Annotated in this window: 8 protein-coding genes; 4 read left to right on the top strand and 4 right to left on the bottom strand. The window is 68.6% G+C overall.

The window, feature by feature from the left end; genetic code table 11:
* Nucleotides 1–28 precede the first annotated feature (28 nt).
* Entirely contained in the window at nucleotides 29–556 is a 528-nt protein-coding gene (gene ppa / locus BAC01S_RS15545; protein WP_027795602.1) for an inorganic diphosphatase, read from the bottom strand.
* A 295-nt stretch (nucleotides 557–851) separates the two neighbouring features.
* Here ppa and BAC01S_RS31410 point away from each other — a divergent pair, with 295 nt between their 5' ends.
* From BAC01S_RS31410 to BAC01S_RS15560, 3 genes are read left to right on the top strand one after another with little or no spacing between them, the layout of a single operon-like run.
* Nucleotides 852–2,291 carry an aldehyde dehydrogenase family protein gene (locus tag BAC01S_RS31410; RefSeq protein ID WP_043202398.1) on the top strand — a complete coding sequence of 480 codons (1,440 nt, stop codon included), beginning with the start codon at nucleotides 852–854 and terminating at the stop codon, nucleotides 2,289–2,291.
* Between the two features lie 36 nt (nucleotides 2,292–2,327).
* The gene (locus BAC01S_RS15555) at nucleotides 2,328–3,086 is read left to right on the top strand and encodes an SDR family oxidoreductase (protein ID WP_027795603.1); all 759 of its coding nucleotides are present in this window, start codon (nucleotides 2,328–2,330) and stop codon (nucleotides 3,084–3,086) included.
* A 38-nt stretch (nucleotides 3,087–3,124) separates the two neighbouring features.
* Entirely contained in the window at nucleotides 3,125–4,444 is a 1,320-nt protein-coding gene (locus tag BAC01S_RS15560) for an MFS transporter (protein ID WP_027795604.1), read from the top strand.
* Nucleotides 4,445–4,559: 115 nt separating this feature from the next.
* Here the strand turns inward: BAC01S_RS15560 and BAC01S_RS15565 are convergent, their stop codons facing one another.
* From BAC01S_RS15565 to hemC, 3 genes are read right to left on the bottom strand one after another with little or no spacing between them, the layout of a single operon-like run.
* The gene (locus BAC01S_RS15565; RefSeq protein ID WP_027795605.1) at nucleotides 4,560–5,759 is read right to left on the bottom strand and encodes a heme biosynthesis protein HemY; all 1,200 of its coding nucleotides are present in this window, start codon (nucleotides 5,757–5,759) and stop codon (nucleotides 4,560–4,562) included.
* A 3-nt stretch (nucleotides 5,760–5,762) separates the two neighbouring features.
* Nucleotides 5,763–7,850, bottom strand: coding sequence for a fused uroporphyrinogen-III synthase HemD/membrane protein HemX (gene hemDX / locus BAC01S_RS15570; protein ID WP_084168600.1), 2,088 nt, complete (start codon nucleotides 7,848–7,850; stop codon nucleotides 5,763–5,765).
* Entirely contained in the window at nucleotides 7,847–8,857 is a 1,011-nt protein-coding gene (gene hemC, locus BAC01S_RS15575; RefSeq protein WP_027795607.1) for a hydroxymethylbilane synthase, read from the bottom strand. The genes hemDX and hemC overlap by 4 nt, the downstream gene beginning before the upstream one ends.
* Nucleotides 8,858–9,091: 234 nt before the next feature.
* On the opposite strand from hemC, the gene ppc reads away from it, so the two are divergent.
* Complete coding sequence (gene ppc / locus BAC01S_RS15580) at nucleotides 9,092–12,181, top strand: phosphoenolpyruvate carboxylase (RefSeq protein WP_027795608.1); 3,090 nt, start codon at nucleotides 9,092–9,094, stop codon at nucleotides 12,179–12,181.
* The last annotated feature ends 21 nt before the right edge of the window (nucleotides 12,182–12,202 follow it).

Genomic DNA, 12,202 nt, shown 5'->3' on the forward strand with positions numbered 1-12,202 from the left:
GCCCGCGAAGAACGGCACGATGCGCAGCTTACTTCTTGAAGTTCGCAACGCCTTCGGTGATTTCCTTGTGCGCGGCTTCGATGCCGGCCCAGCCTTCCACCTTGACCCACTTGCCCTTTTCGAGCGCCTTGTACTGCTCGAAGAAGTGCTTGATCTGGTCCATCAGGTATTGCGGCACGTCTTCGATCGACTTGATGTTGGCCGTCATCGGGCAGACCTTGTCGTGCGGCACGGCGATCAGCTTGGCGTCGACGCCCGACTCGTCGGTCATCTGCAGCATGCCGAGCGCGCGCGAGCGCACCACCGAGCCCGCGAGCAGCGGGAACGGCGTGATCACGAGCACGTCGACGGGGTCGCCGTCGCCGGAGAGCGTTTGCGGGATGAAGCCGTAGTTCACCGGGTAGCGCATGCCCGTGCCGACAAAACGGTCGACGACGAGCAGGCCCAGATCCTTGTCGGCTTCGTACTTCACCGGGTCGCTTTGCGCGGGAATCTCGATGATCACGTTGAAGTCTTGCGGCAGATCCTTGCCGGCGGGGACGTTTGCGAAGCTCATGGGCACTCTCGGTTCAGAGGGAAAACCGGCGACTCCGCGCGCAAACTGGTTCGTGCGCGCCTTGCTGGCAGGGCGCGCCGGCGCGGAAACCGGACGTTAGAGGATGGCGTCATTATAGCCAATCGAGGGCGGCGGCCCCCGCAACGCCCCGCGACGGCGCACTGAGGAAGACTATGAAGCGCGCTGCGAATAGCGCGATAATGGTCCGGCTGGCGCCGCCTGCGCTCCGATAGCACGGCGGCCGGGCCCAGCAACGTTTCCCGTTTTGCGTTTTCCTTTTCAGCGAGGCGCAGGCATGGACGAAGCGAAGCACTTCATCGACGGCGCATGGCGCGCGCCGGCAAGCGGCGAGACGATCGCCGTGATCGATCCCTCCGACGGCGAGACGTTCGCGCGGATCGCGCGCGGCAATGCGGCCGACGTCGATGCCGCCGTGAGCGCCGCCCGTCGTGCGTTCGACGGCGCATGGGGCGCGCTCTCCGCCGCCGAGCGCGGCCGCGCGCTCGCCCGCCTCTCGGCGCTCGTCGCGCAACATCAGGAAACGCTCGCGCACCTCGAATCGCGCGACACCGGCAAGCCGCTCAAGCAGGCGCGCGCCGACGCCGCCGCGCTCGCCCGCTATTTCGAGTTCTACGCGGGCGCCGCCGACAAGCTTCACGGCGAAACGCTGCCGTACCAGGCAGGCTATACGGTGCTGACCCTGCGCGAGCCGCACGGCGTGACGGGCCACATCGTCCCCTGGAACTACCCCATGCAGATCTTTGGCCGCAGCGTGGGCGCCGCGCTCGCGGCGGGCAACGCCTGCGTCGTGAAGCCCGCCGAAGACGCCTGCCTCTCGGTCCTGCGCGTCGCCGCGCTCGCGCACGAAGCGGGCCTGCCGCCGGGCGCGCTGAACATCGTGACGGGCTACGGCCATGAAGCGGGGGCGGCCCTCGCCGCGCATGCGGGCATCGATCACCTCTCGTTCACGGGCTCGCCGCAAACGGGCAAGCTCGTCGCGCGGATGGCTAACGAAAACCACGTGCCGGCCACGCTCGAACTAGGCGGCAAATCCCCGCAGATCGTTTTCGCCGACGCCGACTTCGACGCGGCGCTGCCCTTTCTCGTCGGTGCGATCGTGCAGAACGCCGGGCAGACCTGTTCGGCGGGCAGCCGTGTGCTGATCGAGCGCGCGGCCTACGAACCGCTGCTCGAACGGCTCTCCGCGGCATTCGAAGCGCTGCGCGTGGGGCCCGCATCGGCCGATCTCGAGTGCGGGCCGCTCATCAGCGAGAAGCAGCGCCAGCGCGTGCGCGCTTTCCTCGACGAAGCGGCGCACGAGGGCATCGCCACGGCGGCGCGCGGGCGCATCGTGCCCGAAGCGCCCGCGCAAGGCTTCTACGAAGCGCCCGCCCTGCTGCGCGACGTGCCGCCGCAAAGCCGGCTCGCCCAGGAAGAGGTCTTCGGCCCGGTTCTCGCCGCCATGCCGTTCGACGACGAAGCCCAAGCCGTCGCACTCGCCAATAGCACGCCCTACGGGCTCGTGGCCGGCATCTGGACACGCGACGGCGCGCGCCAGCTGCGCATCGCGCGCCGCGTGCGCGCGGGACAGGTGTTCGTCAACAACTACGGCGCGGGCGGCGGCGTGGAGTTGCCGTTCGGCGGCAGCGGGCAGTCGGGCCACGGCCGCGAGAAAGGCTTCGAGGCGCTTTACGGCTTCACGGTGCTCAAGACGATCGCCATTCGCCACGGCTGAACCATCGATACCCATCGACAACAACACGGAGACACCATGCGACTCAAAGGCAAGACGGCCGTCGTCACGGGCGCCGGCTCGGGCTTCGGCGAAGGCATCGCGAAGACCTATGCGCGCGAAGGCGCGAACGTCGTCGTCAACGACCTGAATGCCGCGGCGGCGCAGCGCGTGGCGAGCGAGATCGCCATCGCGGGCGGCAAGGCGATCGCCGTGGCGGGCGACGTGACGCGCGAGGCCGACTGGCACGCCCTGCACGACGCGGCGCTCGAAGACTTCGGCAGCGTGCAGGTGGTCGTCAACAACGCCGGCACGACCCACCGCAACAAGCCCGTGCTCGAAGTGACCGAAGCCGAATTCGACCGTGTCTATGCCGTCAACGTGAAAGGTCTCTACTGGAGCGTCCGGGCCTTCGTGCCGCACTTTCGCGCGCACGGCGGCGGCGTGTTCGTCAATATCGCGTCGACGGCCGGCGTGCGGCCGCGTCCCGGGCTCGTCTGGTACAACGGCAGCAAGGGCGCGATGATCGTCGCGAGCAAGACGCTCGCGGCCGAGCTCGGCCCGGACGGGATCCGCGTGAACTGCGTGAACCCGGTGATCGGCAACACGGGCCTCACCGCCGAATTCATGGGCGTCGCGGACACGCCGGAGAACCGCCAGCGCTTCGTCGCCAGCATTCCGCTCGGCCGCTTCTCGACGCCCCAGGATGTCGCGAACGCCTGCCTGTACCTCGCCTCCGACGAAGCCGCGTTCATCACCGGCACCTGTATCGAAGTGGACGGCGGCCGCTGCGTATAGCGGGAACACAGCGCGGGAACACAACGCGAGAACACATCATGACCACTCCAGCGAATCACCTGCCGCAGGCGGACGCCAGCGTGCCGCCCTCCGCTTTCGAGGAGGCCACCTACCGCAAGGTCGCGTGGCGCCTCATCCCGCTCCTGATGCTCTGCTACGTGGTCGCCTATCTGGACCGCGTGAACGTCGGCTTCGCCAAGCTGCAGATGAGCTCGGCGCTCAACCTCTCCGATGCGGTCTACGGCTTCGGCGCGGGCATCTTCTTCATCGGCTACTTTTTGTTCGAAGTGCCAAGTAATATCATCTTGCATCGGGTGGGCGCGCGCGTCTGGATCGCGCGGATCATGGTGACATGGGGCATCGTCTCGATCCTGACCATGTTCATCTCCACGCCGGCGATGTTCTACGTGATGCGCTTTTTGCTGGGCCTGTGCGAGGCGGGCTTCTTCCCCGGCATCATCCTGTATCTCACCTACTGGTATCCGGCGCACCGGCGCGGCCGCATGACGACATGGTTCATGACGGCCATCGCGATCTCGGGCGTGGTGGGCGGCCCGGTCTCGGGCGGGATCCTCCGCTCCTTCGACGGACTGAACGGCTGGCAGGGCTGGCAATGGCTGTTCCTGCTCGAAGGGGCGCCGTCGATTCTGGTGGGCGTGCTGGTGTTTTTCGTGCTCGACGACCGCATCGGCAAGGCAAAGTGGCTCACCGACGAAGAGCGCGCGCTGCTCGAACGCAATATCGCGGCCGAGGAGGCCACCAAGGAAGACCTGCCCCTCTCGACCGTGCTCACGAATCCGCGCGTGCTCGTGATGAGCCTCACCTACTTCTCGTTCGTGATGGGCCTTTACGGCGTGAGCTTCTGGCTGCCCACCATCATCAAGGCGACGGGCGTGAAGGATCCGCTTGCGATCGGCCTCCTTGCCGCGATTCCGTTCGCGGCGGCGGTGATCGGCATGGTGCTGGTGGCAAGGAGTGCCGACCGCACGCGCGAGCGCCGCTGGCACATCGCGATTCCGGCGGCCGCGGGCGCGCTCGGCCTCGTGCTTTCGGTGACATGGGCGCACGACACCACGCTCGCCATGACCGCGCTCACGCTCGCGACCATCGGCATCCTCACCACGCTGCCGCTGTTCTGGAGCCTGCCCACGGCGTGGCTCGCCGGCACGGGCGCGGCGGCCGGCATCGCGCTCATCAACTCGATCGGCAATCTGGCGGGCTTTCTGAGCCCGTATGCCGTGGGGTGGCTCAAGCAGGCCACCGCCGCCAACGACTCGGGCATGGTCATGCTCGCCGCTTTCATGATCCTGGGCGGCCTGCTCGCGCTTGCCGCGCCTGCGAAGCTCGTGAACCGCTGATTCACTGGCGCGGCGCGTTTTCCGCCCGCCCAAACAGAAATGGCCGCTAAAAAGCGGCCATTTCTCATTTCTCATTTCTGTTTCTGTCGCAGCGTGAGCCGCGCCGGAAACGCGCCTAGACAATATTCATCGACAGCGCACTCTCGCGGTAGTGGCTCGCGGCCTTGCCGCTGTCGCCAAGCTGCTCGTGCAGGCGCGCGAGCGCGCGATGCGAGCGGATCTTGAGCGGCTCGTTGTCGGTCGCGTCGGCCGACTTGAGCGCCGCTTCGAGGAACGATTGCGCCTTGCCCCAGAGCTGCTGCTTCAGGCACAGACGGCCGAGCGCGAACAGCAGGTCGCCGTCTTCGGGACGATCCTTGCGCCAGGCTTCCGCCTTCTGGATCAGCGGCAGCGCGTCGGCGCCCGAGGTGTCCGGATAACGGCGCAAGAGGCGCGCGTCCCAGTTCTGCGCGAGCGCTTCCTCGACGATCTTGCGCGCATCGTTCTGGCGGTCGAGCGCGATCAGCAGTTCGGCCGCGCAATCGGCCAGACGCGGCGAATGACGCTCGACGGGCGAGAGCGTCTGCCACAGTTCGAGCAGCGCCTCGGCGTTGTGACGGCGATCGCGCAACAGATTCTCCGCCGCGAGCTGCCGTAGCCGCACGGCCACGGCCGGATGCAGCGCCTCGCGCTTTTCCAGCGTCTTCACGAGCTTGAGCACTTCGCTCCAGTTCTTCAGCTGCTGCTGCGCGCGCAGCGCGATCTGCTGCGCGTGAATGCGCCGGCCGCCCTGCGAGCGCATTTCGGTGAGCGCGGCGAGCGCGCCGTCGGCATCGCGGCCGTCGGCGCGCATGTCGGCGGTCGCCATGAGGCGCGCTTCCTGCAGATCGGCATCCTCGACCTGCGCGAGCCACTCGTCGCGGCGCGCGTATTCGTGCAGCCGATGCGCGGCGAGCGCGGCGATGAGGCCCGCGGCGCCCTTGTTCTTCTCCTCCGCAAGCGAGTCGCGCGCAGCCTTCTCGGCGCGCGAGAAGCGGCCCGCATAGAGATTGCCGACGGCGTCGCGCAGCGCCGAATTCGCCTTCTCCGTGCGCATGCGCGCGCGATAGGCGGCGACGCGCCGCGGCATCGTCACGATGTTGCGCGCGAAGCGCAGGATCGCGTAGAGCAGCAGGAAAGCCACGATCACGCCGACGATGAAGAGATTCAGGGAGACGTCCACGCGATACGGCGGATAGACGAACAGCACCTGCCCGGCGTCGAAGCGCCCCACCGTCGCGAGCGCGACGGCGATCACGAACAGGACGGCGAGCCACAGGAGTCCACGGATACCCATGTCTTACCCCCGGCTCCGGTACTGCTCGACCGCCTGCAGGCTCGTGTCGATGTTCGGCACCGCCACCGCGGCCGAGCCAACACTCACCTCCTTCACGAGATCGCGCACGGCCTGGGTCTGCTTCGAGGCGTTGTCGAAGTAGCGCCCGAGCGCCGCGTCGGCGGCGGCGAGGTCGGACTTGAGCGTCTCCTCGTTGCGCGAGAGCAGCGAAAGGCGCGCCGAGAGCAGCCGCAGCTTCACGTTCTCGCGCACGAAGTAGCCCTGGTCGGGCGACACCAGCATGGCGTCGGCATTGTCGATGCGGCGCACCTGCACGAGACTCGCGATCTGCTGGCCGATGCCCGCGCCGAACGTCTGGAGCCACGCCTTCCAGCGGGGTTCGTCGTTGGCGGCGGCGATCTGCGCGATATCGGCGGGCGCGGCGGCCTCCGGCTTCGTGTGCGCGACGATCGCCTCGCCCGCGAGCGGCAGCGTGTCGATCTGGGCGAGCGCGGTGTCGAGCTTGATCGCCAGCCCCGCGAGGTCGGTGGAGGGCGCGGCCTTCAGCTTGTCGATGTCCTGCGCGATGGCCTTGCGCACCGCGAGCGCCTGCGGGCTGTCGGAGGCGGCGAGGCGCGTGTCGGCGCTCTGCAGCGCGAAGAGCGCGAGCTGCGTGTTGCCCGTGAGCTGGAGCTGCTCGCTCGCGCTCGAAAGCATCTGGCCGACTTCGGCGAGCGTCCAGTCGTCGCGGTTCTTCGCGAGGTCCGCATACTGCTGCGCGAGCGCCTGCTGCGAAGTCTGCGCATCGGCGATCTTGCCTTCGAGCTGCGCGATCTGTTTGTCGAGCTGCTGCGCGCCCGCGATCGCCGCGTTGGCCTGCGCGCGCAGCGCGGCGGTCTGCTGGTCGGCGGCCTGCTGGCGCTGCACGAGCTGCTGATCGACGCGGTCGAGCTTGCGGTTCAGCGCGTAGCCGCCCGCGCCGGCCCCGCCCGCCACCAGCACGAGCACGAGCCACAGCAGTGCGGAGCTGCCGCCGCGCCGCCCGCCGCTTGCCGAAACCGGCGCGGCGGACCAGACGGGCCGTGCGGGCGTGGACAACGCGCCTGCGGACGCGCTGCCCTGATGGGTAACGTTGCTGGAATCGTTCGAATCAGTCATGCGTGGTTGTGCCGGCGCCTGGGCCGGACTGTTCTGAACCGGTTGTACAACGGAAGAAGCAAGGCCAAGCAGCGTCTCGACGATGCGGTCGTCACCGGCGCCGGACACCGTAATCCTATCAAAACCCATTCCGCGGGCCGTGTCAGCGATGCGCGGATGCGGCGCGACGAGCGGCGCGTGGTACAGCTCGACGATCTCGCCGGCCGTGAGATGCTCGCGCGCGAGTTCGGCGAGATTGCGCGCGCCCTCGGAGCTCGTCACGAGCCAGGCATGCGGCACGCCCGCCAGCAGCGCGTGCACCTGCGCCCAGGCGGCGATGGACGGCTCGGGCACGACGCGCCGGTAGGCCGCGACAGCCTCCACTTCGGCGCCCGCTTCGCGCAGGCGGTCGGCCAGCCACTCGCGGCCGCCGTCGCCGCGCACGATCAGCACGCGCCGGCCCGCGAACGCATCGGCGCCCATCTGCGCTTCGAGCGCCGCATAGAGCGATTCGGAGTCGAAGCGCGCGGGCTCTTCGTCGCCCGCGCCCGCGGGGCTGATCACGCGATGCCCGGGCGCCGCGACGCCATGGCGCGCGAGCGCCGCCACGCTGGCCGGCCCCACCACGGCCACCGGCAGCGCATGCGGCCAGATCGACGAGATCGAGGCATAGGCGGCGAACGCGCAATCGACGGCGTTCGGCGAGACGAACACGACGAGCGCATAGCGGTCGAGGGCCGCGAGCGCCGCGCGCAGCGGAGCGTCGTCGCGAACCGGCTCGATCGAGATCAGCGGAAATTCGAGCGTGCGGATGCCGCGCGCGACCAACTGCGCCGACAGCGCCGCGGACTGACCGGCCGGACGGGTAATGACGGCCGTGAATGGCACAGGCGGCGTGGGCGCGCGATCGCTCGGGCCGCCCCATTCGTCGGGTTGGCGCGGGCGGCCGGCGCCGGGGTTCGCGGCGCCGGTCATTGCGGGTCTGCCGGGCCGGCGCCCGGCGGCGTGTTCGGGGCGTCGGCGAGCGCGCGCACGATATCGAGCGCGCCCTGCGCGATCAGCGCATCGGCAACGTCGCGGCCCAGCGCGAGGGCTTCGTCCACGCTCGCGGCCCGCGAGGCGCCCTCGGCGGCCAGCACGCGGCTTGCGTCGGGCGTGGCGATGGTGCCGCGCAGCCGCAACGCGCCGTCATGCCACTGCGCATAGGCCGCGAGCGGCACCGAGCAGCTGCCGCCCAGCGCGCGCGACACCATGCGCTCGGCCTCGACGGCCTTCGCGGTCGCCTCGTCGTGCAGCGGCGCGAGCCAGGCGGCGATGTCGGCGCGATCGGCGCGGATCTCGATGCCGAGCGCCCCCTGGCCCGCCGCCGGCAGGCTGTCCTCGGGCTCGATGAGGGCGCGGATGCGCGCACCGAGGCCGAGGCGCTTGAGGCCCGCCGCCGCGAGGATGATGGCCGCATAGTCGCCACGGTCGAGCTTGGCGAGGCGCGTATCGAGGTTGCCGCGCAAGGGCTTCACGTCCAGATGCGGATAATGCGCGCGGATCATGGCTTCGCGCCGCAGGCTCGACGTGCCCACCACGCTGCCCGCCAGCAGCTCCGCGAGCGAACCGTAGTGGTTCGAAACGAACGCGTCGCGCGGATCCTCGCGCTCCATGACGGCCGTGAGCACGAAGCCTTCGGGCAGCTCCATGGGCACGTCCTTGAGCGAGTGCACGGCAAGATCGGCGCGCCCTTCGGCCAGCGCCTGCTCGAGCTCCTTCACGAAGAGCCCCTTGCCGCCCACCTTCGAGAGCGTGCGGTCGAGAATTTGATCGCCGCGTGTCGTCATTCCAACGATTTTCACGTCGCAGGATGGATATAATTTGTGCAGCGCAGCTTGCACATGTTCGGCCTGCCACATCGCAAGGCGGCTCTCCCGCGAAGCGATCACCAGCGTGCGCGGTGTGGCCGGCATGGGCGCGGATAAGGTCTCGGAGTTCATGGCAAGGACATCGAATGACGGGATCGAAAAACAGAATCGGATAACAGGCAATGTTAGCACGCGCCCTTTTTCCGGCAGGCCCCTTAGGGCTTTGCGGGCGTGGCGCCGGGTTACACCCACCCCCCGTTCCAGGTTGCACCCGCAGTAGCGAGCCCGGCGAGGCGCCGCGGCTCATGTATCAGGTAGTCTTTGGATCAACCGACTCATCCCCTGGCAAGCCTTAAGGAACCCATCGTGAAGTCTTCCGGATCGGCGCGCGCAGAGCGCCGCAACAACGCATCGCAGAACGCTTCTTCATCGGCCTCGGACACGACGGCCACGCAAACCGCCAGGCCGGCCAAAACCTCGAAAGCCGCGAAGGCTGCGAAAGCGGCAACGGCCGGCACGGCGAGCACCACGAAGAAAGCGGTGAACGCGAAAGCGGCGCCGAAGACTCCGAAGACCCCGGCCGTAAAGACCGCCGCCGGCGCGGCGAAGGCCCCGGCGCGCAACGCGCGCACGCGCGACGACAAGGACCAGCCGCTCTTCGACGACATCCGCTTCCTCGGCCGCCTGCTCGGCGACGTGCTGCGCGAGCAGGAAGGCGACGCCGTGTTCGATGTCGTGGAAACGATCCGTCAGACCGCCGTGCGCTTTCGCCGCGAGGACGACAACGCCGCCGCGCTCGCGCTCGAAAAGCAGCTGCGCGCGCTCTCGCCCGAGCAGACCGTGAGCGTGGTACGCGCGTTCAGCTATTTCTCGCACCTTGCGAACATCGCCGAGGACCGTCACCGCAACCGCCGTCACCGCATTCACGATCTGGCCGGCTCGGTGCCGCAGTCGGGCACCATCTCGCACTCGCTCGAACGCCTCGCGCAAGCCGGCGCGGCCGCAACGCCCGTGCTGCAGCAGTTCTTCAACGAGGCGCTGATCGTGCCCGTGCTCACGGCGCACCCCACCGAAGTGCAGCGCAAGAGCATTCTCGACGCGCAGCACGACATCGCGCGCCTGCTCGCCGAGCGCGACCAGCCGCTCACGCAGCGCGAGCGCGCGCAGAACGAAGCGCTGCTGGGCGCGCGCGTGACCTCGCTCTGGCAGACCCGCATGCTGCGCGACTCGCGCCTCACGGTCGCCGACGAAATCGAGAACGCGCTTTCGTACTACCACACGACTTTCCTCACCGAGATCCCCGCGCTCTACGGCGAGATCGAAACGGTGCTCAAGGAGCACGGCCTGGCGGCGCGCCTGCCCGCGTTCCTCCAGATGGGCAGCTGGATCGGCGGCGACCGCGACGGCAACCCGAACGTCACCGCGGAAACCCTCGAAGCCGCCATCGAGCGCCAGGCCATCGTGATCTTCGAGCATTACCTGGAAGAAGTGCACAAGCTCGGCGCCGAGCTTTCGGTGTCGAACCTGCTCTCGGGCGGCAGCGAGGAACTGAAGGCGCTGGCCGAGGCCTCGCCCGACACCTCGCCGCACCGCGTGGACGAACCGTACCGCCGCGCGCTGATCGGCGTGTACACGCGCCTTGCCGCGAGCGCGCGCGTGCGTCTGGGCGAAGGCGTCGTCACGGTGCGCCGCGCGGGCCGCGCCGACCGCGGCGCCGCGCCGGTGCGCGCGCAGCCCTATGCCGACGCCGCCGAATTCTCGCGCGACCTGCACGTCCTCATGGACTCGCTCGCCGAGCATCACGGCGCCTCGCTCGCCACGCCGCGCCTCGCGCCGCTCCTGCGCGCCGTGGAAGTGTTCGGCTTTCACCTCGCGAGCATCGACCTGCGCCAGAGCTCGGACATCCACGAGGCGGTGATCGCCGAACTGCTCGCGCGCGCGGGCGTGGAAGCCGACTACGCGGCGCTCACCGAGGAAGACAAGCAGATCGTTCTGCTCGCCCAGCTCGCGGACCCGCGCATGCTGCGCACGCCGTATCTGGAGTACTCCGACCTGGTCAAGAGCGAGCTCGGCGTGTTGGAGATGGCGCGCGTGACGCGCGAGAAGTTCGGCGCACGCTCGGTGCGCAACTACATCATCTCGCACACCGAAACGGTTTCCGACCTGCTCGAAGTGATGCTGCTGCAGAAAGAGACGGGGCTCTTCAAGGGACGCCTCGGCCACGCGGACGACCCGGCAAAGGCCGGCCTCATGGTGATCCCGCTCTTCGAGACGATTCCCGACTTGCGCCATGCGCCGAACATCATGCGCGACCTGTTCGCGCTGCCGGGCATCGACGGTATCGTCGAGCATCAGGGCAACGAGCAGGAAATCATGCTCGGCTACTCGGACAGCAACAAGGACGGCGGCTTCCTCACCTCGAACTGGGAGCTCTATCGCGCCGAGCTCGCGCTCGTGGCGCTGTGCCGCGAGCGCGGCATCACGCTGCGCCTCTTCCACGGCCGCGGCGGCACGGTGGGCCGCGGCGGCGGCCCGACCTACAACGCCATCCTCTCGCAGCCGCCGGGCACCGTGGAAGGACAGATCCGCCTCACCGAGCAGGGCGAGGTGATCGCGAGCAAGTTCGGCAACCCGGAGATCGGCCGGCGCAACCTGGAAACCGTGGTCGCCGCGACGCTCGAAGCCACGCTGCTGCCGCAGGACCACGCGGGCAACTCGCCGCAGCAGCTGGCCGACTTCGAAGAAACGATGCAGGGACTCTCGGACGCGGCGATGGCCGCGTACCGCTCGCTCGTCTACGAGACGCCGGGCTTCACCGACTACTTCTTCGCCTCGACGCCGATCACCGAGATCGCCGAGCTGAACATCGGCAGCCGGCCGGCCTCGCGCAAGCTGCAGGACCCGAAGAACCGCAAGATCGACGATCTGCGCGCGATTCCCTGGGGTTTCTCGTGGGGCCAGTGCCGCCTGCTGCTCACGGGCTGGTACGGCTTCGGCAGCGCGGTGGCCGCGTACCTCGACGAAGCGGGCAGCGAGGCCGAGCGCACGCGGCGCCTCGCGCTCTTCAGGAAGATGTACAAGAGCTGGCCGTTCTTCTCGAACCTGCTTTCGAACATGGACATGACGCTCGCCAAGACCGACCTCGCGGTGGCCTCGCGCTATGCCCAGCTCGTCGCCGACAAGAAGCTGCGCAAGCATGTGTTCGAGCGCATCGTGGCCGAATGGGAGCGCACGACGAAGGTGCTGGGCGAGATCACGGGCTCGGGCGAGCGCCTTGCCGACAACCCGCTGCTCGCGCGCTCGATCAAGAACCGCTTCCCGTATCTCGATCCGCTCAATCACTTGCAGGTCGAGCTGATCAAGCGTTATCGCGCCGGCGACCCGAGCCCGCGCGTGCGGCGCGGCATTCATCTGACCATCAACGGGATTGCGGCGGGGTTGCGCAATACGGGTTAAATCTTCGCGCCGCGCTCATGT

Origin of the sequence: Paraburkholderia acidipaludis NBRC 101816 (genome assembly GCF_000684975.1) — a bacterium.
Classification (GTDB): Bacteria; Pseudomonadota; Gammaproteobacteria; order Burkholderiales; family Burkholderiaceae; genus Paraburkholderia; species Paraburkholderia acidipaludis.